At 64.0% G+C, this 24,650-nt stretch carries 20 protein-coding genes and 2 pseudogenes; 13 read left to right on the top strand and 9 right to left on the bottom strand.

Features of this window, described 5'->3' with window-relative positions; genetic code table 11:
- Complete coding sequence (locus IVB07_RS27395; protein ID WP_007594050.1) at positions 1-450, bottom strand: (2Fe-2S)-binding protein; 450 nt, start codon at positions 448-450, stop codon at positions 1-3.
- Between the two features lie 257 nt (positions 451-707).
- Between IVB07_RS27395 and IVB07_RS27390 the strand changes: the two genes are divergently transcribed.
- On the top strand, positions 708-2,327 hold the full coding sequence (locus IVB07_RS27390; RefSeq protein WP_018457153.1) for a B12-binding domain-containing radical SAM protein: 1,620 nt from the start codon (positions 708-710) through the stop codon (positions 2,325-2,327).
- Between the two features lie 4 nt (positions 2,328-2,331).
- On the opposite strand, the gene IVB07_RS27385 is transcribed toward IVB07_RS27390, so the two are convergent.
- The gene (locus tag IVB07_RS27385; protein WP_018457152.1) at positions 2,332-3,720 is read right to left on the bottom strand and encodes an MFS transporter; all 1,389 of its coding nucleotides are present in this window, start codon (positions 3,718-3,720) and stop codon (positions 2,332-2,334) included.
- Between the two features lie 169 nt (positions 3,721-3,889).
- Between IVB07_RS27385 and IVB07_RS27380 the strand changes: the two are divergent.
- Positions 3,890-4,952, top strand: a pseudogene (locus IVB07_RS27380) (isocitrate/isopropylmalate family dehydrogenase).
- Between the two features lie 237 nt (positions 4,953-5,189).
- Positions 5,190-5,543, top strand: a complete 354-nt coding sequence (locus IVB07_RS27375) for a UBP-type zinc finger domain-containing protein (protein WP_081747934.1) — start codon at positions 5,190-5,192, stop codon at positions 5,541-5,543.
- Positions 5,544-5,653: 110 nt separating this feature from the next.
- Here the strand turns inward: IVB07_RS27375 and IVB07_RS27370 are convergent, their stop codons facing one another.
- Positions 5,654-6,397 carry an SDR family oxidoreductase gene (locus tag IVB07_RS27370; RefSeq protein WP_085352088.1) on the bottom strand — a complete coding sequence of 248 codons (744 nt, stop codon included), beginning with the start codon at positions 6,395-6,397 and terminating at the stop codon, positions 5,654-5,656.
- Positions 6,398-6,560: 163 nt separating this feature from the next.
- Here IVB07_RS27370 and IVB07_RS27365 point away from each other — a divergent pair, with 163 nt between their 5' ends.
- The 5 genes and pseudogenes from IVB07_RS27365 to IVB07_RS27345 all read left to right on the top strand — a co-directional run bounded on the left by IVB07_RS27365 (position 6,561) and on the right by IVB07_RS27345 (position 12,726).
- The gene (locus IVB07_RS27365) at positions 6,561-7,331 is read left to right on the top strand and encodes a methyltransferase domain-containing protein (protein ID WP_018457149.1); all 771 of its coding nucleotides are present in this window, start codon (positions 6,561-6,563) and stop codon (positions 7,329-7,331) included.
- Between the two features lie 209 nt (positions 7,332-7,540).
- Complete coding sequence (locus tag IVB07_RS27360; protein ID WP_018457148.1) at positions 7,541-8,542, top strand: DctP family TRAP transporter solute-binding subunit; 1,002 nt, start codon at positions 7,541-7,543, stop codon at positions 8,540-8,542.
- Between the two features lie 67 nt (positions 8,543-8,609).
- Positions 8,610-9,170, top strand: a pseudogene (locus IVB07_RS40740) (TRAP transporter small permease); the annotation flags it as partial.
- Positions 9,171-9,389: 219 nt separating this feature from the next.
- Positions 9,390-10,670, top strand: a complete 1,281-nt coding sequence (locus IVB07_RS40735; RefSeq protein ID WP_240543406.1) for a TRAP transporter large permease subunit — start codon at positions 9,390-9,392, stop codon at positions 10,668-10,670.
- A 124-nt stretch (positions 10,671-10,794) separates the two neighbouring features.
- Positions 10,795-12,726 carry an alkyl sulfatase dimerization domain-containing protein gene (locus IVB07_RS27345; protein WP_018457146.1) on the top strand — a complete coding sequence of 644 codons (1,932 nt, stop codon included), beginning with the start codon at positions 10,795-10,797 and terminating at the stop codon, positions 12,724-12,726.
- A gap of 133 nt (positions 12,727-12,859) precedes the next feature.
- On the opposite strand, the gene IVB07_RS27340 is transcribed toward IVB07_RS27345, so the two are convergent.
- Positions 12,860-13,930: a glycosyltransferase family 4 protein gene (locus IVB07_RS27340; protein WP_018457145.1), complete on the bottom strand. Its 1,071-nt coding sequence runs from the start codon at positions 13,928-13,930 to the stop codon at positions 12,860-12,862.
- 110 nt (positions 13,931-14,040) lie between these two features.
- Entirely contained in the window at positions 14,041-14,286 is a 246-nt protein-coding gene (locus IVB07_RS27335) for a hypothetical protein (RefSeq protein WP_018457144.1), read from the bottom strand.
- Here IVB07_RS27335 and IVB07_RS27330 point away from each other — a divergent pair.
- The 4 genes from IVB07_RS27330 to IVB07_RS27315 are packed head-to-tail and all read left to right on the top strand — an operon-like array spanning position 14,209 to position 20,114.
- On the top strand, positions 14,209-15,972 hold the full coding sequence (locus IVB07_RS27330) for an ABC transporter ATP-binding protein (RefSeq protein ID WP_026233312.1): 1,764 nt from the start codon (positions 14,209-14,211) through the stop codon (positions 15,970-15,972). The two genes, IVB07_RS27335 and IVB07_RS27330, sit on opposite strands and share 78 nt — an antisense overlap.
- 56 nt (positions 15,973-16,028) lie before the next feature.
- Positions 16,029-18,233: an amylo-alpha-1,6-glucosidase gene (locus IVB07_RS27325; RefSeq protein WP_026233311.1), complete on the top strand. Its 2,205-nt coding sequence runs from the start codon at positions 16,029-16,031 to the stop codon at positions 18,231-18,233.
- A gap of 22 nt (positions 18,234-18,255) precedes the next feature.
- Entirely contained in the window at positions 18,256-18,777 is a 522-nt protein-coding gene (locus IVB07_RS27320) for a PRC-barrel domain-containing protein (protein WP_026233310.1), read from the top strand.
- 23 nt (positions 18,778-18,800) lie between these two features.
- Positions 18,801-20,114 carry an MFS transporter gene (locus tag IVB07_RS27315; protein ID WP_166517750.1) on the top strand — a complete coding sequence of 438 codons (1,314 nt, stop codon included), beginning with the start codon at positions 18,801-18,803 and terminating at the stop codon, positions 20,112-20,114.
- 37 nt (positions 20,115-20,151) lie between these two features.
- Here the strand turns inward: IVB07_RS27315 and IVB07_RS27310 are convergent, their stop codons facing one another.
- The 4 genes from IVB07_RS27310 to fixL form a co-directional block, all read right to left on the bottom strand.
- On the bottom strand, positions 20,152-20,850 hold the full coding sequence (locus IVB07_RS27310) for a helix-turn-helix domain-containing protein (RefSeq protein ID WP_026233309.1): 699 nt from the start codon (positions 20,848-20,850) through the stop codon (positions 20,152-20,154).
- A 103-nt stretch (positions 20,851-20,953) separates the two neighbouring features.
- Entirely contained in the window at positions 20,954-21,376 is a 423-nt protein-coding gene (locus IVB07_RS27305; RefSeq protein WP_018457138.1) for a response regulator, read from the bottom strand.
- Positions 21,377-21,435: 59 nt separating this feature from the next.
- A complete protein-coding gene (fixJ, locus tag IVB07_RS27300; RefSeq protein ID WP_018457137.1) occupies positions 21,436-22,053 on the bottom strand; it encodes a response regulator FixJ in 618 nt (205 codons plus the stop codon).
- A 3-nt stretch (positions 22,054-22,056) separates the two neighbouring features.
- Entirely contained in the window at positions 22,057-23,574 is a 1,518-nt protein-coding gene (fixL, locus tag IVB07_RS27295; RefSeq protein WP_247363498.1) for a sensor protein FixL, read from the bottom strand.
- 205 nt (positions 23,575-23,779) lie between these two features.
- Between fixL and IVB07_RS27290 the strand changes: the two genes are divergently transcribed.
- Positions 23,780-24,613: a universal stress protein gene (locus IVB07_RS27290; protein ID WP_018457135.1), complete on the top strand. Its 834-nt coding sequence runs from the start codon at positions 23,780-23,782 to the stop codon at positions 24,611-24,613.
- Positions 24,614-24,650 lie beyond the last annotated feature (37 nt).

Below are 24,650 nucleotides of genomic sequence, written 5' to 3'. Positions count from 1 at the left end.
TTACGCGCTTGCGATCGTGTGGATCGCTTCGCGCACCTGCTGGAAGGTGCCGCAGCGGCAGATATTGGTGATGGCCTCGTCGATGTCGGCGTCGGTCGGCTTCGGCTTCTCGCTCAGCAGCGCCGCCACCGCCATGATCATGCCGCTCTGGCAATAGCCGCATTGCGGAACGTCCTGGGCAATCCAGGCTTCCTGCACCTTGTGCAGCGCGTTGCCGGAGGCGAGCCCTTCGATGGTCGTGATCTTCTTGCCTGCGGCTTCGCCGACCGAAACCCCGCAGGAGCGGGTGGCGACGCCGTCGATGTGAACGGTGCAGGCGCCGCATTGTGCAATGCCGCAGCCATATTTGGTGCCGGTGAGGCCGGCATTCTCGCGGATCGCCCAGAGCAGGGGCGTATCCGGCTCGACGTCGAGCGTGAAGGTTTTTCCGTTGATTGTTAGGTTTGCCATCGCAGTCCCCTGATTGGCCCAATCCACCGACTGGACTCAGCGGCGCAATGTGTCCGGCAAATTGGAAACGTTCAAATCAATAGTCCGAGGGGTAACCGGCGGGGATTCCTTCCCCGGGCGCCCGCGGCACGGCTTGGAGCGACGTCTACTGGCTTCCGCGCCGACGCCCCCGGAACCGAGAGCGACAGTTTGTCCCTTTTGGCAGGGTGCAAGTCGAGAATGCTCTGCTACAGTGGAATCAGCCAAAAAGGGGTTCCATGAACGTACCGCAGCCTTGCAAAGTCCTGATGCTCTATCCGCTGTTCTCGGCAGAGTCCTTCTGGAGCTTTGGCGAATCCTGCAAAGTGTTGGGTGTGAAGCGGCCCGCGGCCCCTTTGGGGCTGATCACCGTTGCCGCGATGCTGCCCGAGAGCTGGACGGTCCGGCTGATCGATTGCAACACGGAATCCTTCAGCGACGAGGATCTTTCCTGGGCCGACGTCGTCTTCACCGGCGGAATGATGCCGCAGCAGGCCGACACGCTGCGCCTGATCGAAATTTGCCGTGCCGCGGGCAAGCCGGTGGTCGTGGGCGGTCCCGATCCCACCTCGAGCCCCCATATCTATGAGAGGGCCGACTTCCAGGTGCTCGGAGAGGCCGAAAGCGTTCTCCACGAATTCGTCGCGGCCTGGGACAGTGGCGCACGCTCCGGCGTCTTCATTGCGCCGAAATTCCAGGCCGACGTCACCAAGACGCCGGTTCCGCGCTTCGATCTGCTGAAGTTCGAGGACTACCTTTATCTCGGTGTGCAGTATTCCCGCGGCTGCCCGTTCACCTGCGAGTTCTGCGATATCATCGAGCTCTATGGCCGGGTGCCGCGAACCAAGACGAACGAGCAAATGCTGGTCGAGCTCGACAGGCTCTATGCCATGGGCTACCGCGGCCATCTCGACTTCGTCGACGACAATTTCATCGGCAACAAGAAGTCGTTGCGGCTGTTCCTGCCCCAGCTGGCCGAATGGCAACGTGCTCACGGCTATCCCTTTGAATTGTCGACTGAGGCCTCGGTCAATCTGGCCGACGATCCCGAGCTCCTGAACCTGATGGGCCAGGCGAATTTCTTCGCCATCTTCGTCGGTATCGAAAGTCCGGATCCGGCGACGCTGGTCGCCATGCGGAAGAAGCAGAACACGCGGCGCAACATCGCCGAGAGCATCCACAAGATCTACGCCGCGGGCATGCTCGTCACCGCGGGTTTCATCGTCGGCTTCGACAATGAGAAGCTCTCGATGGCGGATGCCATGATCGACTTCATCGAAGAGGCGGCGATCCCGGTCAGCATGGTCGGCCTGCTCTATGCCTTGCCGAACACGCAGCTGACGCGCCGCCTGGAGCGCGAAGGCCGGTTGCATCCGGGCCACGACCTGGCGCCGACCATCGGCGCGGATCAGTGCACCGCCGGGATCAACTTCGATCCGGTGCGTCCATTGCGCGACATTCTGACGGACTACAAGCGCGTGCTGGAGCACATCTACAGCCCGGCCGCCTATGCAAGGCGTATCGACCGACTGATGACGCTGCTCGACCGCTCTCGCCAGCGCCAGGAGCTCGCGGAAGGCGATATCCGTGCCCGGATCGGCGCGATGGAAACGGTGCACAAGGTGGTCACAGCCCTTCCCGAGGCGCGCGGGCCGCTGTGGCAGACCTTCATGAACTGCGCCAAGCGCGACACAACATCGGCGCGGATCGCCGTGCAGATGATCGCTGCCTATGCGCATCTCGGGCCGTTCTCGCGCAAGGTCATCGCTGCCATCGATGAGCGCCTCGCTGCGCTCGACGAGGAGACTGTCATTCCGGCCGCGACAGTCGAGGTGACGGCGGCCCGACATCTGGCTTGACCGTCTACTCCACCGCCAGCCGCAAAAAGCTCATCACGCTGCCGAGTACGGCGAAGCCGGCGCCGAGTGCCAATGCCACGACTGCGCCGTCGTGACCGGCCAGCGAGAAGCAGAGCGCGGCCAGCGCCGCCCCTGTCGTCTGCCCCGTCAGGCGCGCGGTGGCGACGATGCCGGAGGCGCTGCCGCTGCGATGTGGCGGCGCGCTCGACATCACCGCTTTCATGTTCGGCGCCTGGAAGAAGCCGAATCCCATGCCACAGATCACCATCCGCCAGATGATGTCGGGAATCGCAGGATTGGCAGGCAGCATCGCCAGCAGCGCCGTGCCGAGGCCGAGCAGCACGAGCCCGATGCCGCCGAGCAGTCCGACCGCGTGCCGGTCGGAGAGGCGCCCGGCGATCGGCGCCATTATGCCGACCACCAGCGGCCATGGGGTCATGAAGAAGCCGGTCTCGACCTGCGAACGCCCCAGCACGTCCTCGAAATAGAACGGCAGCGAGACGAAGGCGAGGCCCTGCACTGCGAACGAGCACACCGCGGTCGCCGCCGACAGCGCGAACATCGGCCGGCTGAACAGGTCGATCGGCAGCATCGGCGCCGGATGGTCGGCGTGGCGGCGCGTCAGGATGAAGCCGAGCGCGAGGGCAGTGACCAGCTCGATGCCCACGACCATCGGTGAGAGATTGTGCGCGGCACTGCCGATGCCCGTGATGAACAGCCCGAGACAGGCCGACGCCAGGGCCGCGCCGAGAAAATCGAAGCCGTGATCGGCGCGCGGCGTCTTCGGCAGCATCGCAAAGCCGATGCCGATCGCGACCAGGCCGAACGGGATGTTGACGGCGAACAGCCATGGCCACGGGCCGAGCGCGAGGATAGCGGAAGCGATCGAGGGACCAAAGGTGAAGGCGGTCGCGACCACCAGCGCGTTGTGGCCGAAGCCGCGGCCGAGCATCCGGCCGGGATAGACGAAGCGCACCAGCGCCGTGTTGACGCTCATGATGCCGCTCGCACCTAACCCTTGCAGCGTGCGCGCAACCAGCAGGCTCTCCAGCGACCAGGCCACCGCGCAGAACAGCGAGGCGATGGTGAACAGGATCAGGCCGCCGAGATAGATGCGCTGGTGCCCGACGATCTCGCCGAGTGCTCCCAACGGCAGCAACGTCGCCACCAGCGCGATCTGGTAGACGTTGACCACCCAGACCGATTGCTCCGGGCTCACATGCAGGTCGCCGGCAATGGCGGGCAGCGCGATGTTGGCGATCGCGGTGTCGAGCGACGCCATCGCCAGCGCGGTGAAGATCGCGGCAATGGCCCAGCGCCGCTGTGCGGCTGGAAGGCCGTCGGAAATGGTGTGGTCGGGCTCGCGCGCGCCGGCGGGTAACGTGATTGTCATTGCGTTAGCGCGTTGCTCCGGCGGCCGGCTCCAGGGGACTCGGCATGTACTACGGCGCGGCCGCCTTCCACAGGCATATGCTTGCATGCTGTGTATGCGCGAAGGCTGGGCGATGAACCTGCGCGCCGGCGTATGATCGCGCGAACTGCTGCAATGTCAGGGGACCGCCATGCACATCGTCGTTTTGCCCGGTGACGGCATCGGGCCCGAGATCACGGCCGCGACATCAGGCGTGTTGCGCGCGGCCTCCGAACGCTTCCAGCTCAATCTGCAGCTGGAGGAGCACGCGGTCGGGCATGCGAGCCTCAAACAATTTGGCACGACGGTGCGCCCCGAGCTGCTCGACATCGTCCGCGCCGCCGACGGCCTGATCCTCGGGCCGACCGCGACCTTCGACTTCAAGGACGAGGCCCATGGCGAGATCAACCCGTCGCGATATTTTCGCAAGAACCTCGACCTCTACGCCAATGTCAGGCCCGCACGCACCTATGCGGGGCGGTCCGGCCGGGTGGGCGATTTCGACCTCGTCGTGGTGCGCGAAAATACGGAAGGGCTTTACGCCGACCGCAACATGGAGCAGGGCAACGGCGAGATGCTGGTCACATCGGACGTCGTGATCTCGCTGCGCCGGATCACGCGCCTGTGCTGCGAGCGCATCGCGCATGCGGCGTGCCGGCTGGCGATGAAGCGGCGCAAGCATCTCACCATCGTGCACAAGGCCAATGTGCTCAAGCTCGGTGACGGCATGTTCCTCGAGATCTGCCGCGAGGCGGCGAAGGCCTATCCCGGCCTTGAGGTCGACGACATCCTCGTCGACGCCATGATGGCGCATGTGGTGCGCAACCCCGACCGCTTCGACGTCATCGTCGCCACCAACATGTTTGGCGACATCCTGTCCGATCTCACCGCCGAACTCTCCGGCAGCCTCGGTCTCGGCGGCTCGCTCAATGTCGGCGACAGCTTCGCCATGGCGCAGGCCGCGCATGGCTCGGCGCCTGACATAGCCGGACAGGATGTTGCCAATCCAGTCTCGCTGATCCTATCCACGGCCCTGCTGCTCGGATGGCACGGCGAGAATAGCGGCGCGGTGCGCTACGAGGAAGCCGCACGTGCGATCGAGGCGGCGGTGGCAAAAGCGATCGGCGAGGGCAGGGCAACGCGCGATGTCGGCGGAAAGCTCGGCACGATCGCCGCGGGGGGCGGCGATTGCGGAAATCCTGCAGGCCGGGTGAGTGGTTATGCGGGGCCTTGTTTTTTTTAAGGGCTCAAAACAAAAAAGCGCGAAAACAACCCCATGCACAGTAGAAGGCCCCTTGATTAATAAGGGATTTCCGAACCGCGCAGCGGCGGCATTCGCCGCTGCCATGACGTTGACCCGTCGGGCAAAACACTGGCAAAATGCGATCGTGGCGGAGATCGCGGCGTGAATGCATCGGTGGTGGCTGCGGGCAATTTCAGTGAGCTGACCTATGAAGTCTGAGAGGGGTGGCATCAATCTCGCGGCCAAACCAAGCGGAACGGGGTGCGTGGAATGCTCGGCTGCGGGCGGGTGGTGGTTTCACCTTCGCAGATGTGTCGAATGCGGTCACATCGGCTGCTGTGATGCGTCACCAAATCAGCACGCAACGAAACACAGCGCGGCGACAGGTCATCCGATCATCACGAGCTTCGAGCCGGGCGAACGATGGTTTTACGACTATCGCACGGGAGAGGCTTTCGCCGGCCCGAAGCTTCAAGGTCCTCACGCGCATCCGTTGGATCAGCCGGTGCCCGGACCGGACGGCGCGGTGCCTCCGGACTGGCAAACGCTGCTGCATGAGTAAGGCGGTAGGCCGTAGGATGGGTAGAGCACTTGCGAAACCCATCAGGTTCACGTCGTATGCTGTCGATGGGTTTCGCTGCGCTCTACCCATCCTACGAAGTCCAATCGGTTCTAGAACTGATACCTCCGCAACCCCCCATCCACCGGGATCACCGTGCCCGTGATGTAGCGCGCCACGGGTGATGCCAGGAACACCGCGAGCGCGGCGAGGTCTTCCGGCTCGCCCCAATAGCCGACCGGGATCTCTTCTTCCGCGAAGCGCTCGCGATAATCAGGCGCGTAGTTGCGGCGGATCTGTTCGCTCATGATGCGGCCGGGCGGGATGCAGTTGATGGTGATGCCGTGCTCGCCGATCTCGCGCGACAGGCCTTTGGCCCAGGCGTGCACGGCGGCTTTGGCGGCAAACGCGGCGTTGAGGCCTTCCGGCTCGGACTTGCCGGTGATGTTGACGATGCGGCCCCATTTGCGCTCGATCATCTGCGGCAGCAGCGCATGCGCGATGCGGCGGTAGCTGGTGAAATTCAGCGCGATCGCCTCGTCCCATTGGCTGTCAGGCGCATCGACGGGGAGGGGGCGGCTTCCGCCGGCATTGTTGATCAGGATGTCGACATGGCCGAGCTCTTTGAGCGCGAACGCCGAAATCTTCTCGGCCGCGTCCTTGGCCATCACGTCCTGCTCGAATGGCGTGATCAGACCGGAGCCGACTTCCGTTACCAGCTCGGCGAGCAGGTCGGTGCGCCGTGCCACGCCGACGACGCGCACGCCTTCGGCAGCCAAGCCCTTGGCGATGGCACGGCCGATGCCGACGCTCGCTCCGGTGACGACGGCGGTTTTCGATTTGAGCCCGAGATCCATGGTGACACGCCCTCTTGTTCGCTTTTCTGCTTGTCGCTGGGCTGTTCGTTCTTCTGTTCGTTTTCCTGCCCTGTCCCCGTCAGCCTGATTTGCCCGACCGGGAGGAGCAGTGGTAACCAAGAGCCGCGTTGAAGGGAACACGAAAAAGAAAAGGCGCCGAGCGATGGTCTGGGATCCGCAGCAATATCTGAAATTCTCCGGCCACCGGCTCCGGCCCGCCGTCGACCTCTTGATGCGGATCCCGGATTCTGGTCCGCGTGCGATTGCCGATCTCGGCGCCGGCGCCGGCAACGTCACCAAGCTGATCAAGGAGCGTTGGCCGGACGCGACGGTGACCGGTGTCGAGGGTTCGGCCGAGATGGTCGCCGCCGGCCGCAAGGCGGCGCCGGACGTGGAATGGTCACACGAGGATCTCGGCCACTGGCGTCCGACGAAGCAATATGACGTCGTCTACTCCAATGCCGCGCTGCACTGGCTGCCCAATCATGCGGCCCTGTTTCCGTCGATCATGGAGAAGGTGACGCCCGGCGGAATGCTCGCTGTGCAGATGCCGCGCAACTTTCTGGCGCCCTCGCATGTGCTGATCGGCGAGACCGCGCTGAACGGTCCCTGGCGGTCCAAGGTCGAGCATCTCGTCACGCCGCCGCCGGTCGAAGCGCCGGCCTATTATCACGGTCTTCTTGCTCCGATGTCGGCCAATATCGACATCTGGGAGACCGAATATCTGCAGGTGCTGGAAGGCGAGAATCCCGTGAAGGAGTGGACCAAGGGGACCTGGCTGACGCGCTATCTCGACATCTTGCAGGGCGACGAGAAGGCCGCGTTCGAAGCCGCCTATGGGATGCGGGTCGCGAAAGCCTATCCGAAGAACGCCGCGGGACAGACGCTGTTTCCGTTCCGGCGTCTGTTCATGGTCGCCCAGCGCAACGGCTGATCGCACTGCCGCAATGCGACATAAGCGCTCGTTTCCGGGAGCGGCAGCAGGTGCCGGTTGCGCATTCAGCAGCGGCCAAGATAGCTTGAAGGTTGCTTGGCTGCGGCAAATTGGGCTTAGGTCTAGTTGTTCGGGTGGCGGATTGCTGTCAGTACTGAAATCGGAAAACAAAAAAGACCCGGTTTTAGAGGTTGTTGGGAGGTTCGTTCATGCGCAAGCTGCTTCTTGCGGTCGCCGCCGCAGCTGTTCTCGTGGGGCCCGCCGTTGCCGAGGCCCAGAGCCCGATCGTCATCAAATTCAGCCACGTCGTCGCCAACGATACTCCCAAGGGCAAGGGCGCCCTGAAGTTCAAGGAACTTGCGGAGAAGTACACCGACGGCAAGGTCAAGGTCGAAATCTACCCGAACTCCACGCTGTACAAGGACAAGGAGGAGATCGAGGCGCTGCAGCTTGGCTCGGTGCACATGCTCGCCCCCTCGACCGCGAAGTTCGCACCGCTCGGTATCAAGGAGTTCGAGGCGCTCGACCTGCCTTGGTTGTTCAAGGACGATCAAACCTATTCCAACGCGATGAAGGGCACGATCGGCAAGTGGCTGTTCGATAAGCTCGAGACCAAGGGCATCACCGGGCTCGCTTATTGGGACAACGGCTTCCACATGCTCTCCGCCAACCGTGCCCTGATAAAGCCGACCGATTTCCAGGGTCTCAAATTCCGCATCTCCGGATCGAAGGTCGCCGACCAATATCTCCGTATCATGGGTTCGATCCCTCAGATAATGGCGTTTTCCGAAGTCTACCAGGCTTTGCAGACGGGCGTGGTCGACGGCTGCGAGAATACCGCGTCCAATTACCTGACTCAGAAGTTCTACGAGGTGCAGAAGGACATCACGGTGTCCTATCACGCGCACCTGCAATATGCCGTCATCGTCAATTCGAAATTCTGGTCCGGCCTGCCGCCCGATATCCGCGCCCAGCTCGAGAAGGCGATGAACGAGGCGACCGACTACACCAATTCGATCGCGCGTCAGGAAAACGAGGATGCGCTGGCCGAGATCAAGAAGACGGGCAAGACCACGCTGCATTATCTGACTGACGCCGATCGCAAGGCGTGGCAGGAGGCGATGCAGCCGACCTACAAATGGGCAAAGGGGCGGGTCGGGCAGGAGGTGCTCGATCTCCTCGCCAAGGAACTCGACGTCAAGATGAACTGACGCCGGCGCGCTGGAAGAACAACCATGAACGGTCGGGGGTGATCGCACTCCCGGCCGTTGCTCTTGAATGATGAGCCAAGCTGAGGGGACCAAGTTGCTGCGTGCATTGAATCGTGTGCTCGATCATCTCGAGGAATGGCTGATCGCGACGATGATCGCGGCCGCGACATTGCTCATCTTCGTTGCCGTGCTGCACCGATATGGCGCCGGGCTGTCGATCGACATCGCCAAATGGGCGGAGGCGCGCAATCTGTCCTTGCTGGCCGCGCCCGCGCGAGCGGCGTTCGTCTGGCTTGCCGCTCTCGACTTGTCCTGGGCGCAGGAACTCTGCATTTACATGTTCATCTGGATGGCGAAGTTCGGTGCGGCCTACGGGGTGCGCACCGGCATCCATGTAGGCGTCGACGTCCTGGTCAATGTCCTTCCCGGCGGATCGCGCCGCCGCGTCATCACGTTCGGCCTGATGTGCGGCGCCCTTTTCACTGCCATCGTGTGCTATTTCGGGGCCGCGTTCGTCGGCCAGATGTGGCAGACCGGCCAGCAATCCAACGACTTGGAAGCACCGATGTGGCTGGTGTATCTCACCATCCCGCTCGGCTCCGGGCTGATGTGCTTCCGCTTCCTGCAGGTCGCCTGGTCGTTCTATCGCACCGGCGAACTGCCGCATCACGACATGGCAGGCGTCGAGGGCGTCGAAATAGACCCGGTCCATCCGGCCCCGGTCACGCGCAGTCAGGTCGTCCGCGACGAACGCAGCCCGCTCGGCTGGGTCCTGATGTTGTTGCCGGTCCTGATCGTCGCCGTGTGCTTCGCCCATTCGGCGCACGTGATCACGATGCCGCAGGGCCTGCGTGTCGCCGTGGTTTTCGGCCTTCTGCTGTCGTTGATGCTCACGGGCATGCCGATCTCCATCGCGCTCGGCCTGACCGTGCTCAGCTTCATGTTCACGTTGACCGACGTACGGACGGAATCGGTGGCGCTGAAGCTGTTTACCGGCATCGAGAGCTTCGAGATCATGGCGATCCCGTTCTTCATCCTTGCCGGCAACTTCCTGACCCATGGCGGCGTGGCGCGCCGGATGATCACGTTCGCGACTTCGCTGGTCGGCCATTGGTACGGAGGCCTTGCGCTCTCGGGCGTGGTCGCCTGCGCGCTGTTCGCCGCGATTTCCGGCTCGTCGCCGGCCACCGTGGTGGCGATCGGATCGGTGATCCTGCCCGCGATGGTCGCGCAGGGATTTCCCAAGAAGTTCGGGGCGGGCGTGATCACGACCTCCGGCTCGCTGGGAATTCTCATTCCACCGTCGATTCCAATGGTGCTGTTTGCCGTCTCCACCAACACCTCCGTCGGCAAGCTGTTCATCGCCGGCATCGTGCCGGGAATGGTGCTCGCCATGCTGCTTGGCGCCACGACGTTCTACCGGGCCTGGCGTAACGACTATCCGAGGATGCCGAAAGCAACCCTCTACGAACGCTTCGATGCGTTCCGCAAGTCGATCTGGGGTATCCTGCTGATCGTGATCGTGATCGGTGGCATCTACAGCGGCCTGTTCACACCGACCGAAGCTGCCGCCGTCAGCGCGGTGTACGCCTTCATCGTCGCAGTGTTCATCTACAAGGATCTGAAGCTGCGAGACGTGCCGCGGGTGCTGCTGTCGTCGGCAAATCTTTCAGCGATGCTGCTCTACATCATCACCAACGCCGTCTTGTTCTCGTTCCTGATGACTTACGAGAACGTGCCGCAAGCGCTCGCGCAATGGATGATCGACCAGGGCCTCGGCTGGATCGGCTTCCTCCTCGTCGTCAATCTCCTGCTGCTATTAGCCGGCAACGTGATGGAGCCATCCTCGATCATCCTGATCATGGCGCCGATCCTGTTTCCGGTTGCGATCAAGCTCGGCATCGATCCGATCCATTTCGGCATCCTGATGACGGTCAACATGGAGGTCGGGCTGTGCCATCCGCCGGTCGGCCTCAATCTCTACGTGGCCTCAGGCATCGCCAAGATGGGTATCACCGAGCTCACGGTCGCGGTGTGGCCATGGCTGCTGACGATGTTGGGATTCCTGGTGGTCGTGACCTATTGGCCCGGCCTGTCGCTGTGGCTGCCGAGACTGTTGGGCATGTAGCCCGCGAACACGCTGCTTCTCTCCACCTGTGGGCGCGGGGTTACGCATTGCTGCGTCCTCCCGTCATGGCAATCGGCCGCGGGATGCGGTTAGATGCCGCGCAACAGGCGGGGAGGAGATCGAGATGACGGACACGTCCAGCAACGAGCCGAAGGGCGCAACGCCGTGCGTCATCGCGCAGCAAACGGCGAAGCTGAGTGCACTGCCGTTTTCCGACACGCGCGATTTCGACGACGCCGCGCGCGGCTTCCTCGGCACGATCGAGAACGCGGAGATCACCAATCCGCAAGGGCGGACGGTTTGGAGCCTCGAGCCGTACGCCTTTCTCGCCGCCGAGCAGGCGCCGGCCACGGTCAATCCGAGCCTGTGGCGGCAGTCGCGGCTCAACATGCAGCACGGCCTATTCGAGGTGGTGCCCGGAATCTACCAGGTGCGTGGGCTCGACATCGCCAACATGACGCTGATCGAAGGCGACAGCGGCGTCATCGTCATCGACACCCTGACCTCGATCGAGGGGGCGCGCGCCGCGCTCGATCTCTACTACAAGCATCGTGGCCAGCGACCGGTCGCGGCCGTGATCTTCACCCATACCCACACCGACCATTGGGGCGGTGCGCGCGGCGTGCTGGAGGAGGATGCACTCGCGACCGGCCGCGTGCCGATCATCGCGCCGAACTTGTTCATGGAGCATGCCGTCTCCGAGAACATCATCGCGGGACCTGCGATGCTGCGCCGGGCGCAGTACCAGTTCGGGCCTCTCCTCGCCAAGGGCGCGCGCGGGCAGGTCGATTGCGGCCTCGGCAAGTCGATGGCGGCAGGTTCGGTGGCGCTGCTGCGGCCGACCGACCTGATCATGGCGACCGGCGACCGGCGCGTGATCGACGGCGTTGAATTCGAATTCCAGATGGCGCCGAACAGCGAAGCGCCGGCGGAGATGCATTTCTTCATCCCGCGCTACAAGCTGTTGAACCTCGCCGAGAACTGCACCCACAATTTCCACAATCTGCTGCCGTTCCGCGGCGCCGACGTGCGCGACGCGCTGGCCTGGTCGAAATATCTGGGCGAGGCCTTGCAGCTCTGGGATGGCAAGGCGGAGGCGATGTGCGGCCAGCATCACTGGCCGGTGTGGGGACACGAACGCATCGGCACGATGATCCGGCAGCAGCGCGACCTCTACAAATTCGCGCATGACCAGACCATCCGCCTGATGAACCACGGCCTCACCGCGGCCGAGATCGCTGAAACGATCCAGCTGCCCAAGAGCCTGGAGGGCGCCTGGCACGGCCGCGGCTATTACGGCCACATCCGGCACAATGTGAAGGCGATCTATCAAAAATATCTGGGCTGGTACGACGCCAATCCGGTCAATCTCGATCCTTTGCCCCCGGTTGAGTCGGGCAAGAAATACGTCGAGTACATGGGCGGCGCCGACGCCATCCTCGCGCGGGCGCGTGTCGATTTCGACAAGGGCGAATTCCGCTTCGTGGCGCAGGCGCTCGGCCATCTCGTCTTTGCCCAGCCGGACAACGCGGCGGCGCGTGCATTGCTTGCGGATACGCTGGAGCAGCTCGGCTACGCTGCTGAAAGCGCGACCTGGCGCAATGCCTATCTGTTCGGCGCGCAGGAATTGCGCCAGGGCATGCCGAAGGTGCCGGCGCGCCCGCCGATGCCGCGCGAGACGCTGGCGGCGCTGCGCACCTCACAGCTCTGGGACGTGCTCGGCATCCGCCTGAACGGACCAAAGGCGGAAGGAAAGCACATCGTGCTGAACTGGAGCTTCTCCGACACCGGCGAAACCTTCGTGCTCAATCTGGAGAACTGCGCGCTGACTTACACAGAGGGCATGCAGGCGCACAATGCCGATGCCAGCTTCACGCTGGCGCGGTCGACGCTCGACGAGGTGATCGCAAAACTGACCAGCTTCCCGGAGGCCGTGGCCGCCGGCAAGGTCAAATTCGCCGGCAACCCGATGCGCCTCGCCGAGCTGATGGGCCTGATGGACGAATTCCCGCGCATGTTCGAGATCGTCGAGCCGAAGCGGGCCGTGGTGAGGTAGGGCAGCCGTCACCGCGTTCCTACTGTCATCATCCGGCTTGACCGGACGATCCAGTACTCCGCGGCGGGAGTTGCGTGAGCAAACTGCTGCCGCGGCGTACTGGATGCCCCGCCTACGCGGGGCATGACAGTGGCTACTCCGCGCTGCTCACCAGCTTGATCCGCGGCGCCTGTTCCTCGCCGAGGCTGCGATAGGCCGCGAGATAATCCAGCGCCATGCGACGCGCCGTGAAACGCGTCTCGAACTGCTTGCGAATGACGGAGCGGTCGAGTTGCTGCAGGCGGCCGACGACGCCGGCCGCGCTGAGGACGTCCTCGACGACGAAGCCGGTGAGGCCCTCGTCGATGATCTCCGGCACTGAGCCGCGGTTGAAGGCGATGACCGGCGTTCCGCAAGCCATGGCCTCGATCATCACCAGGCCAAACGGCTCCGGCCAGTCGATCGGGAGCAATAAGCCCAGCGCGCCGCTCAAAAAGTCCGACTTCTCGTGATCGCTGATCTCGCCGATGAATTCCACCAGCGGATTGTTCTCGATCATCGGCCGGATCAGCTCGTCATAGTAATCCTGGTCGGCACGATCAACCTTGGCGGCGATCTTGAGCGGAATGCCACAATGCGTCGCGATCTTGATGGCGCGGTCGACGCCCTTTTCCGGTGCGATGCGGCCAAGCACGGCGAGGTATTCCTGTTTCGCCGGCTTCGGCGTCAGCAGGTTCTCCGGCAGGCCGTGGTGGATCGTCCTCACCCAGTTCGCCTGCGGCACCGGCCGGCGCTGCGCGTTCGAGATCGAGATGACGGGGACCTTCGAGAAGGTGTTGAAGACCGGTTGATGCTCCGGCAGGTCGAGCCGGCCGTGCAGCGTGGTCAGGAACGGTGTCGGCTGCCGGTAGAACAGCGACCACGGATAATAATCGAGATGGAAGTGGAGGAAGTCGAACTCCTCGTCGTCACATTTCTGCCGCACCCGCTCCAGCATCACCATGTGCAGCGCATTGGGATCGCGCACGGAACCGTCGAGGCGGAGCGCCCGGGGCCATAACGCGTCCAGCTTCGCCGAGGTCTGCGAATCGCCGCTGGCGAACAGCGTTACGTCGTGCCCAAGGGCCACCAGCTCTTCCGTCAACCAATGCACCACCCGCTCGGTGCCGCCATACAGCTTGGGTGGAACAGCCTCCGTCAACGGAGCTACCTGCGCGATGCGCATCTCACCATCTCCTCTGTGCGATCATGATTGTAGAAAGCCCCCGCCTGTTCTGCACCGGCACGCCAGACAAGGGAACGTTCCCGCACTTGCGAAGTTCCTCCTTCCGAACGTTACTTATTCGACACGTCGGACGCCTGTCGCGATGCTGCCATCACATCTTCGCAGAACGCCCGCATCCGCATGTCGTGATGGCGTTGCCCGGGAACCGAGGCGAAGTGGTCGATGTTCAGTCGGCTAACAACAAAAGTTTGAATCATCACGACGGGGTCAATAGTCACATGGATCATCTTTCTGGGTATGCGCACCGGCCGTTTGCCTTTGTTTTGCGCTATCTTCGGCGTCGGCTCGCGTCGCATCTCGTGATCCTGACCGCTGTGGTGGCGGCCGTTGCCTGCTCAGTAGGCACTCAGTATGGCGTCAAATCCCTGGTCGACAGCTTGTCGGCCGGCGCTTCGCATGGTGGGAGCGTATGGCTGGCATTCATTTTCCTCATGACGTTGATCGCCGCCGATAATTTCCTTTGGCGGATCGCGAGCTGGACCGCCAGCTTCACCTTCGTCCGTGTCACGGGTGATTTACGCCGTGACATATTTCGTCATCTGACCGGCCACGCGCCGAGCTACTTCTCCGACCGGATGCCCGGCATGCTGACGAGCCGCATCACGGCGACGTCCAATGCGGTGTTCACGGTCGAAAACATGTTCGTCTGGAATGTGTTGCCGCCGTGCATCGCAACAGTTGCGGCCATCGCGCTGATTGGAACCGTCAGCCCTTACATGGCACTCGGCCTGATGGTGATTGCCGGCGGCATGGTGCTTGCGATGTTCCGCCTTGCGGCCGCAGGGAAACCGCTGCATGACGACTTCGCCGACAAAGCCGCCGTCGTCGACGGCGAGATGATCGACGTCATCAGCAACATGCCGCTGGTGCGCGCCTTCTGCGGCATCGGGCACGAGCATGAGCGGTTCGACGCGACCGTGAACCGGGAGCTCACCGCGCGCGGCCGCAGCCTGCGCTATCTGGAGAAGCTGCGGCTTATCCATGCCGGCGTCACAGTCGTGCTCACGATCGCCCTGATGGCATGGGCGATCATGCTCTGGCAGGATGGCAGGGCAACGACCGGCGACGTCGTGCTGGTCTGCACCCTCGGTCTCTCCATACTGAACGCGACGCGCGATCTCGCGGTGGCGCTGGTCGACGTCACCCAGCACGTTGCGCGGCTGACCGAGGCGATCGCCACATTGCTGGTGCCGCATGAATTGCGCGACCACCCCGAGGCCGAGCCGCTGGTGAAGAGCGGCGCCGCGATCGCGTTCAACAATGTCACCTTCGGCTATCCCGGCGGCGAAAAGATCTTCGAGCGCTTCAGCCTGCGGCTGCAACCCGGCCAGCGGGTCGGCCTGGTCGGCCAGTCCGGCGGCGGCAAGTCGACGCTGTTCACGCTGCTCCAGCGCTTCTACGATACCGACGAGGGAAGTATCACCATCGACGGCCAGGACATTTCCAAGGTGACGCAGCTGAGCCTGCGCGAGGCCATCTCGGTCGTGCCGCAGGACATTTCCTTGTTCCACCGCTCGATTCGCGAGAATATCCGCTATGGTCGCCCGAACGCGACCGACGACGAGGTGCTGCGCGCAGCCATTGCGGCGCGCTGCGATTTCGTCGAGAGTCTGCCTGGTGGTCTCGACACCATGGTCGGCGACCGCGGCGTCAAGATGTCCGGCGGCCAGCGCCAGCGCATCGCAATCGCGCGCGCCTTCCTGAAGGACGCGCCGATCCTGCTGCTGGACGAGGCGACCGCCGCGCTCGACAGCGAATCCGAGGAGGCGATCCGCGAGGCGTTGTCGCGGCTGATGCGCGGCCGGACGGTCATCGCGATCGCGCATCGCCTCGCGACCCTGCGCAATTTCGATCGCGTGGTCGTGTTGAGGGGTGGTAAGATCATCGAGGACGGGTCGCCCGAGCGTCTGATGCAGGGCCACGGGCCCTATCGTGAGCTGGTCACGCAGGAAATGAGCCGGCTCGCCCAAGCCGCCGCGTAAACCAATAGTCGCGTTCGAGTCGGTTGCGTGTCGAAACAAGCGCAGGGGAGCTGCTGATGTCGGCTGAAGCCGTTACCCAATTCGTCTCTGTGACGCGGACCGTGGACCAGGTCGCGGAGCAGCCTTTCTATATTCCGATGACGGGACCGTCAGCGCGGCCGCGGCGTTCGCTCAAGCACGACGACACCTTTATCGTGCTCGACAGCCATGGTGACATCGGCGCTTCGGCCGGCGGGCCCGATGGCCTGTTTCATCACGACACGCGCTACCTTGCGAGGCTCGAGCTCGTGCTCGACGATCTCCAGCCGTTACTGCTGGGCTCGAACCTGCGCGACGACAACTCAGCCCTGACCGTCGATCTCACCAATCCGGACATCTACCGGCAGGGCAGCCTCGTGCTGCAAAAGGACCTGCTGCACATCGTGCGCACGATCTTCCTGTGGCGCGGCACCGCGTATCAGCGCATCGGCGTGCAGAACCACGGCGACCGCCCAGCCGGCTTTGCGCTGACGCTGCTGTTCGACAACGATTTCGCCGATCTGTTCGAGGTCCGCGGCGAACGGCGCCCGCGCCGCGGCATCGGCTCGAGCCGGCTGTTGGGACCGACCGACGTGCTGTTCGATTACCGCGGTCTCGATGACGCCGAGCGCACCACGGGCCTGCATTTCGACCCGCGCCCAACCAAGTTGTCGGTGAATGCCGCGACCTGGCAGCTCGAACTCGACCCGCATGAGTCGAAATCCTTGTTCGTGGCCGTGTCCTGCAACCGGCCGGTCGCGGAGAAGCCGGCGCGCTTTTTCAGGAGCCTGCTCGCCCATCGCCGCGAGATGCGGCAATCGACGATGGGGGCGGCCAGCATCGAGACCTCCAACAACATCTTCAACGAGGTGCTGTGCCAGGCCATGGCCGACCTCAACATGCTGATGACGGAGACGCCGCAGGGCCGCTATCCCTATGCAGGAATTCCCTGGTACTCGACGACGTTCGGCCGTGACGGGCTGATCACCGCGTTGCAGATGCTGTGGGTCGATCCGCGAATCGCCAAGGGCGTGCTGCGGCGGCTCGCCCATTTCCAAGCCAAGGCGGTCGACCCGCTCGCCGATGCCGCGCCGGGCAAGATCCTGCATGAGATGCGCGGCGGCGAGATGGCGGCGCTGCGGGAGGTACCGTTCGCGCAATATTACGGCAGCGTCGATTCCACGGCCTTGTTCGTCCTGCTGGCAGGAAGCTATTTCGAACGCACCGGCGACGAGGCGACATTGACCGAGCTGTGGCCGGCGATCGAGGCGGGGCTGGCCTGGATCGACGGCCCCGGTGATCCCGACAAGGACGGCTTCGTCGAATATCAGCGCGCCACGGAAAAGGGCCTCGCCAACCAGGGCTGGAAGGATTCCTACGACGCGATCTTCCATGCTGATGGCCAGCTCGCGGAAGGCAATCTCGCGCTGGCCGAAGTGCAAGGTTACGTCTTTGCGGCCAAGCGGCTCGCCGCGCGCTGCGCGCTCCGCCTGGGCAAGCCTGATCTCGCCAAGAAGCTCGAGGCCGAGGCCAAGACGCTGGCCGAGCGTTTCGAGGCCGCGTTCTGGTGCGAGGAGCTCGGTACCTATGCGCTTGCGCTCGACGGCAAGAAGCGGCCCTGCAAGGTGCGGACCTCCAACGCCGGCCAGGTCCTGTTCAGCGGCATGATCCGCGAGGACCGCGCGCGCCTCGTCGCCGCCGATTTGATGCGGCCGCATTTCTTCTCGGGCTGGGGCATCCGCACCGTCGCGCAAGGCGAGGTGCGTTACAATCCGATGTCCTATCATGACGGGTCGATCTGGCCGCACGACAATGCGCTGATCGCGCTCGGGCTCGCGCGTTATGGGCTCAAGCATTCGGTCGCGCATGTCTTCAAGGGATTGTTCGACGCCGCGACCTACATGGACCTGCGCCGGTTGCCCGAATTGTTCTGCGGTTTCCGGCGCGAAAAGCGGCGCGGCCCGACGCTCTATCCGGTCGCCTGCGCGCCGCAGGCCTGGGCCAGCGCAACGGCGTTCACGCTATTGGAGGCGGCGCTGGGCATCGAGTTCGACGTGGCGCGCGGCGAGATCCGGCTGCGCAATCCGCATCTGCCGGCGTTCCTGCACGAGGTGATCTTGCGCGATCTGCGTCTGGGCGAGTCCAGCGTGGACCTGCGCGTCAGCCGCCATGGCGACGACGTGGCGCTGGAGGTGTTGCGCACGCGTGGCCAGATTCAGGTCTCGATCGTGCTGGCGCGCTAGCGGCGCGCCGGAAGGAGGGTGCATGCGTACCGCCGGATGGTTGGCTCTGGGCGTCGTGATCGTCTGCGGAACGACTCTCGCCGTGTCACGCGCCGCGGAGGAGTCGCCCGCACCCTCGACGGAAGCGAATGCACCGCCGACGGCGCAGCCGCCGGCGTCATCGGTCCCCGTCACGCCAAAGAATGCCGCGCCACCGCCGTCGGTCACGATCATCGGCGCGAGCGATGCGCACGGTGTGCTTGGCCGTGACGTGCTCAGCGCGGCGAACGAAGACATGGGCCGCATCGTCGACGTCATCGTCGATCGGAGCGGGCACGTGCGCGCCGCCGTGATCGATTTCGGCGGCTTCCTCGGCGTCGGCAGCCGCAAGATCGTGGTGGACTGGAACGCGCTCCGATTCGGCAAGATCACCAACAAGAAGGACAGCATCACGCTGGAATTGACCAAGGCACAGGTCGCAGCCGCGCCGGAATACAAGGAGGACACGCCGATGGTGGTACTCGGCGCGTCCGGCAGCCTGCAGCCGCTGCAAGCCGTTCAGTGAGGCGCGGGGAGGGATGGCCGCCGGTGCTGTTGTCGAGGAAGCCGAATGATGCAGACCGCGAGGGCCGCGTTGAGCAGGATAAATTCTCGGCGCCGTCGCCTGCCGGCATTCCGGCGCCGTCGCGCCAGAGCCTGCGTGGCCTCGACTGGTTCATCTTCTTCCTCGCCGACGTGCAGACCGGATTCGGGCCGTTCATCGCAGTTTATCTGACGACCCAGAAATGGACCCAGGTCGAGATCGGCCTCGTGCTGTCGATCGGCGGCATCGTTGCCCTGATCGGCCAGATGCCAGGCGGCGCCATCATCGATGCCGCCAAATCCGAACGGCTGGTCGCAGGCCTCGCCATCGCCACCATCGGCTGCTGCGCGCTCGCCTATGCGGCGATGCCAGTCTTCCCCGTGGTGGTGGCTGCGGCCACCCTGCACGCGGCTGCGAGCTGCGTGCTCGGACCGGCGATCGCGGCGATCAGCCTCGGTCTGGTCGGCCCGCTCGCGATCGGCGAGCGTCTCGGCCGCAACGCGCGCTTTGCTTCGCTTGGCAACGGCGTTGCGGCCGCGGTGATGGGAACGGCCGGCTATCTGCTGTCGAGCCGCTCGGTATTCCTGGTCACCTTTCTGCTCGCAATCCCCACCTTGATCGCACTCTCTCGCATCCGCGAGCATGAGGTCGACATCGCGCGCTGTCACGGCGAGATGCCGCGCGAGGCGGAGGATCGCGGCGACACCAATATCTGGCATCTGATCCGGCAGCGGCCGCTCATTGTCTTTGCGCTCAGCGTGCTCTTGTTGCAGCTCGCGAACGCCTCGATGATGCCGCTGATGGCAAGCGCGGTGACAGCGCGATCGAGCGAGTGGGCGACGGTGCTCGTCGCTTTTTGCATTGTCGTGCCGCAGGCGATCGTGGCGCTGCTGTCGCCGAGCGTCGGGCGCAAGGCGCAAGTATGGGGCCGCAGGCCGCTGCTGCTGATCGGATTCGCGGCGCTGACGATTCGCGGTCTGCTGTTCGCGACAGTGCGCGATCCGTATCTGCTGGTGCTGGTGCAGGTGTTCGACGGCCTCACAGCGGCGGTGTTCGCGGTGATGATCCCGCTGATCGTGGCCGACGTCGCCTTCGGCAGCGGCCATTTCAACCTCGCGCAGGGCATTGTCGGCACGGCAATGGGCATCGGCGCGTCGCTGAGCACCGCGCTTGGCGGCTATGTCAGCGATAAATTCGGCAATGCCATGGCGTTCACCGGACTGTCCGGCGTCGCGGCGACGGGACTTCTGCTTATTCTGCTTGTCATGCCGGAGACGCGGCGCAAGGGCATGATCGCAGCAAAAGAAATGGCCGGCTGAATCAATCAGCCGGCCATGAGGGGTGGGAGAGGGGAGATCAGGCGTCGAGATTGTGCAGGCGTGCGCGGTTGCGCAGCACGATATGGCGGGCGCCGGAGAAGCCGAGAATGCCCTGGGCGTGAAGCTGCGACAGCGCGCGCGAGACGGTCTCGAGCGTGAGACCGAGATAGTCGCCGATGTCGCGGCGGCACATCGGCAGCGCCATCATGCCTGCAACCGCGAGGCGGCGGTCCATTTCGAGCAGGAAGGTTGCGACGCGCTCCATCGCGGTCTTGCGGCCCAGCAGCAGCATGTGGTCCTCGGCGTGGCGAAGCTCACCGGCGGTCATCGCCCAAAGCTTGCGGGCGACCTGGACGTCGGTGGCTGCGGCCTTCTCGAGGCTCGCGCGCTTCACGAGGCGCACAGTGGTGTCGATGATAGCTTCAGCAGCAAGGCGGTGGGTGGTGCCGGATTCGAGCCCGAACACGTCGCCGGGAAGGTGGAAGGAGCCGATCTGGCGGCGGCCGTCGGAGAGAAGCTTGTAGCTGCGCACGGCGCCGGTGACGACCTGATAGACATACTCGGCCGACTCGTCCTCGCCATAGATTTCCTCTTCCTTGCGGTAGGAGAACTCGGTGGCAACGAGGCCGACATGGCCGGCGATCGCACCGAACTGGTCGGAGACGGGATGGGCGGGTGCGATCTTGCCGCCGATCTGGGTCTTGATCGCCGGGGCGTTGAAGGTCTGGGTCAGCATCTGCGCCATCTCCGTTGTGATGACGCTTAGGTACGCGGTATCGGGTGCCTCGAAAATTTCGCGAGATATCTTAAGGAGATTGCCTTACGTAGAATCCCGTAGGTCAGCTATGGACCCGGTTCTGGATGGCGTGGCGAATGCGTTTGACCAGGTTTTCGTCCAGAAGCGGCTTCAGAATCACTTCATTCACGCCCGCGGCCGCCGCCCGGGCCGAGATATTCGAGTCGGGATAGCCGGTGATCAGGATCACGGGGGTATCGCCCTCGGACTGGCGCAGTCGCCCGGCCAGCTCGATGCCGTTAATGTCAGGCATTTTGTAGTCGATCACGTAACAGTCTGCACCGGACGGGCGCGCCGCATTGAGCAGCGCCGTGGCGTTCCTGAAGGTCCGTACGGCAAAACCGTCGGTTTCCAGCAAAAACCTCAGCGAGCCAAGCACAGCGGCATCGTCGTCGACCACATAGACAGTTGGCTTTGCGGGTGACGACATCTGGAGCCGCTCGGGATGGGAGCTGATCGCAATCATTCCGATCTGGTAGCACAGGGCGAGCGGAGGGTTTTGACTTGCCTCAACTCCTGTTGACTTCAATCATTGAGCATTCCGGCGCGCATCGCTAGCCGGACCAGCTCCGACAGGCTGTTGGCCTGCATCTTGGTCATTACGTTGGCCCGGTAGACCTCGATGGTGCGCGGGCTGATGTCGTACTCGCGAGCGATCAGCTTGTTGGAGAGGCCCGCGATCAGCCCCTCCATGACCTGTCGTTCTCTGGGGCTCAGGGACGCGACGCGAGCGGCGACGTCCTGGCCCATGGCCTCGTTCCTGGCGGCCGGCTCGCCCTCGCGGATCGCGGATTCGATCATGGCGACGAGGCGGTCATCCTCGAACGGCTTTTCCAGGAAATCCATCGCACCGAGCTTCATCGCCTCGACCGCGAGCGGCACGTCGCCATGACCGGTCATGATCAGGATCGGAAACCGGCTGCGCTGCGCCTTCAGGCGCTTCAGAAGCTCGATCCCATCGATGCCGGGCATCCGCACGTCGGAGACGACGCAGCCGAAGGCGAGGCCGGGCAGGGCATCGAGAAAACTCTGCGCGTTGTCGAACAGTGTGACGCCGAAGCCGGCTGAATCCAGCAGGAAGTTCAGCGAATCCCGCATCGCCTCGTCGTCGTCAATGACGTAGATGGTTCCCTTGGTCGTCATGGATCAGTTCTCGTCAGCTGCCGGCAAGGTGAAGCGGAATGTCGCCCCACCCGATGCATTGCTCTCGGCCCACATCCGGCCGCCGTGAGCCTCGATGATCGAGCGGCTGATGGACAGTCCCACGCCCATGCCGGTGTCTTTGGTGGTGAAGAAAGTCTGAAACAGGTTTGGCATGACGTCGTCCTGGAAGCCGGAGCCGGAGTCGGAGACCTCGATCTCGATCATGTCGTCGGCGGCGCGGGTGTTGGTGACGACGAGCTCGCGCCGTGGCGACTTCGCCATCGCTTCCAGCGCGTTGCGGAAGAGGTTGACCAGCACCTGCTGGATTTGCACCCGGTCGGCGAGCACGAGATCGGCATTTGGATTGAGGCTGAACCGAAGCTGCACGTCCTGCTCGCGCGCGCCGGCGAGCCCGAGCGCGCCGGCCTCCTCGATCAGCTTGGACAGGCTCTCGACCCTTTTCTCCGATTCGCCGCGGGAGACGAAGTCGCGCAAGCGGCGGATGATCTGGCCGGCGCGCAGCGCCTGCTCGGCGGCGCGGTCCAGCGCGCTCTCGATCTTCGGCGTATTCGGATCCTGGCTTCCGGCGAGGAGCCGCCGCGACCCCTTCATGTAGTTGCTGATCGCTGCCAGCGGCTGGTTGAGCTCGTGAGCGAGCGCGGACGCCATTTCGCCCATCGCGCTCAGCCGCGAGACGTGGACAAGTTCGGACTGCAGTTCCTGGAGCCGCGCCTGGGTTTTCTGATGCTCGGTCAGATCGCGGACGAAACCGGTGAAATAGGGCTCGCCGCCCGACTGCATCTCGCCGATCGACAGGTGCATCGGAAAGGTCGTGCCGTCGCGGCGCTTGCCGGTCACGATGCGGCCGATGCCGATGATGTGTGGGTCGCTGGTGGTCCGGTAGCGCGCGATGTAGCCGTCGTGACGTGAGCTGTCGGGCTCCGGCATCAGGATGCGGACGTTCTGGCCGATCGCCTCCGACTCGGCCCAGCCGAACAGGCGCTCGGCCGCCGCGCTGAAGAGCTGGATGACGCCGTGGCCGTCGATGACGATCATGGCGTCTGGAATCGTCTGGAGGATCGAGCGGAGGTGACTCTCGCGCGTGCGCAGGGTTTCCTCGACCTGCTTCTCTTCATCGACGTCAAGAAAGATGCCGCTGAGATGTCGGGCGGCGCCGGCGTCGTCCCGAATCAGCCCCGCGCGCGCACGGATCCACTGCGCTCTGCCCAACGCCCCCGCGACCCTGAACGACACGTCGAAGCTGCCGCCCCGTTCGGAGACGTGTCGGATCGCACTCTCGATCCGCTCGCGGTCGTTCGGCTCCAGCTGGGACAGGAACAGCGCGTAACTCACCGATTGGCCAGATTCGATTCCGAACAGGATCCTGGCCGTCTCCGACCACTCCAACTCCAGTGTCTTGAGATCGAGGTCCCAGGTCCCGACGCCAAATCCTTCGATTCGAACGCGGAAATGTTCGCCCCGGCCGTCATCTTGCGGATGAATCACGCGGGTCGGCGCCAAACGATCACTCCCATTCTGATGCGGGGAACCGCACAGCGTTACCGTTGGCAATGTACCCAAGGAGGGGCCAGAGGCAAGTTCCGATGTCTTATACCATCGGCAGATTTCCGGCCGTCGCGGTGATCCAAGGTTTTGATCTATCTCATCCTGCCCCGGCGGCGGTGGGCTTACGATCGGATCAAAGCTCATTGCCCCGGAGACTCCGATGACATACGCGACCGTGATGGTCAGCCTGGCGCTCGATCAGCCCAACGAGGCGCGGCTTCAGGTCGCGGGCGAGCTTGCCGAACGATTTGAGGCGTCGATCATCGGCGTTGCTGCGGCGCAGTTCGCCCCGCCGCTCTACTTCAGCGATGGCGCCGCAGCGCAGGGACTGATCGATGAGGGAGAAGCCTCGGTCAAGCGACGCCTGGGCAGGCTCGAGGCGCAATTCCGCGCCGCGATCAGGAATCGCGGCGGGCATGTGGAATGGCGCAGCGCCATGGATTTCCCGGCGCGCTTTACGTTCGCTCAGGCACGTTGCGCCGACATCGTCGTCGCTGGCGGGCAGAGCCCGGCCTTCTCCGACGCCTTCGCGCTCGCGAGCCCAAAGGATCTGGTGATGCAGGCCGGCCGACCGATCCTGGTCGTGCCTGACGGGGTCAACTGGCTCGATCTGCGCAGCGTCCTGGTGGCGTGGAAGGATACGCCGGAAGCGCGGCGGGCGCTCGCCGATGCGCTACCATTACTGCGCAAGGCCAGGGATGTCACCGTCCTCGCAATTCCCGAAGGTGACGACGACCGCACTGCCGCGGTCGCTGGCGCGACCGACGTGACGGCGTGGCTTGCCCGCCACGGCGTGACCGCGATCACGCGCGTTTCCGAAGCGGCCCGGAACGAAACCGTCGCCGGGCAACTGGAGAAAATTGCCGGCGACGTCGGCGCCAGCATGATCGTCGCCGGTGCCTACGGTCATTCGCGCTTCCGCGAACTGATCCTCGGCGGCGTCACCCAATATCTGGTCACTCAATCTGCCCGCTGCGTGCTGCTGTCGCACTGACGCTGGAGCGATACAAGACCAATCAAAGAGGACGCGC

Source organism: Bradyrhizobium sp. 172 (assembly GCF_023101065.1).
GTDB lineage: Bacteria > Pseudomonadota > Alphaproteobacteria > Rhizobiales > Xanthobacteraceae > Bradyrhizobium > Bradyrhizobium canariense_D.
Note: the sequence above shows the minus strand (reverse complement) of the source record. Positions and strands in the feature narration are given on the sequence as shown.

Bases quoted from the DNA above. Each gene is read 5' to 3' on its own strand.
- IVB07_RS27360 (WP_018457148.1), top strand. From the start codon at position 7,541: ATGCGCAAGCTGCTTCTTGCGGTCGCCGCCGCAGCTGTTCTCGTGGGG.
- IVB07_RS27305 (WP_018457138.1), bottom strand. From the start codon at position 21,376: ATGATTGCGATCAGCTCCCATCCCGAGCGGCTCCAGATGTCGTCACCC.
- IVB07_RS27370 (WP_085352088.1), bottom strand. From the start codon at position 6,397: ATGGATCTCGGGCTCAAATCGAAAACCGCCGTCGTCACCGGAGCGAGC.
- IVB07_RS27395 (WP_007594050.1), bottom strand. From the start codon at position 450: ATGGCAAACCTAACAATCAACGGAAAAACCTTCACGCTCGACGTCGAG.
- IVB07_RS27320 (WP_026233310.1), top strand. From the start codon at position 18,256: ATGCGTACCGCCGGATGGTTGGCTCTGGGCGTCGTGATCGTCTGCGGA.
- fixJ (WP_018457137.1), bottom strand. From the start codon at position 22,053: ATGACGACCAAGGGAACCATCTACGTCATTGACGACGACGAGGCGATG.
- IVB07_RS27365 (WP_018457149.1), top strand. From the start codon at position 6,561: ATGGTCTGGGATCCGCAGCAATATCTGAAATTCTCCGGCCACCGGCTC.
- IVB07_RS27390 (WP_018457153.1), top strand. From the start codon at position 708: ATGAACGTACCGCAGCCTTGCAAAGTCCTGATGCTCTATCCGCTGTTC.
- IVB07_RS27330 (WP_026233312.1), top strand. From the start codon at position 14,209: ATGGATCATCTTTCTGGGTATGCGCACCGGCCGTTTGCCTTTGTTTTG.
- IVB07_RS27310 (WP_026233309.1), bottom strand. From the start codon at position 20,850: ATGCTGACCCAGACCTTCAACGCCCCGGCGATCAAGACCCAGATCGGC.
- IVB07_RS27325 (WP_026233311.1), top strand. From the start codon at position 16,029: ATGTCGGCTGAAGCCGTTACCCAATTCGTCTCTGTGACGCGGACCGTG.
- IVB07_RS27345 (WP_018457146.1), top strand. From the start codon at position 10,795: ATGACGGACACGTCCAGCAACGAGCCGAAGGGCGCAACGCCGTGCGTC.
- IVB07_RS27385 (WP_018457152.1), bottom strand. From the start codon at position 3,720: ATGACAATCACGTTACCCGCCGGCGCGCGCGAGCCCGACCACACCATT.
- IVB07_RS27290 (WP_018457135.1), top strand. From the start codon at position 23,780: ATGACATACGCGACCGTGATGGTCAGCCTGGCGCTCGATCAGCCCAAC.
- IVB07_RS27335 (WP_018457144.1), bottom strand. From the start codon at position 14,286: ATGCGACGCGAGCCGACGCCGAAGATAGCGCAAAACAAAGGCAAACGG.
- IVB07_RS27375 (WP_081747934.1), top strand. From the start codon at position 5,190: ATGAAGTCTGAGAGGGGTGGCATCAATCTCGCGGCCAAACCAAGCGGA.
- IVB07_RS27340 (WP_018457145.1), bottom strand. From the start codon at position 13,930: ATGCGCATCGCGCAGGTAGCTCCGTTGACGGAGGCTGTTCCACCCAAG.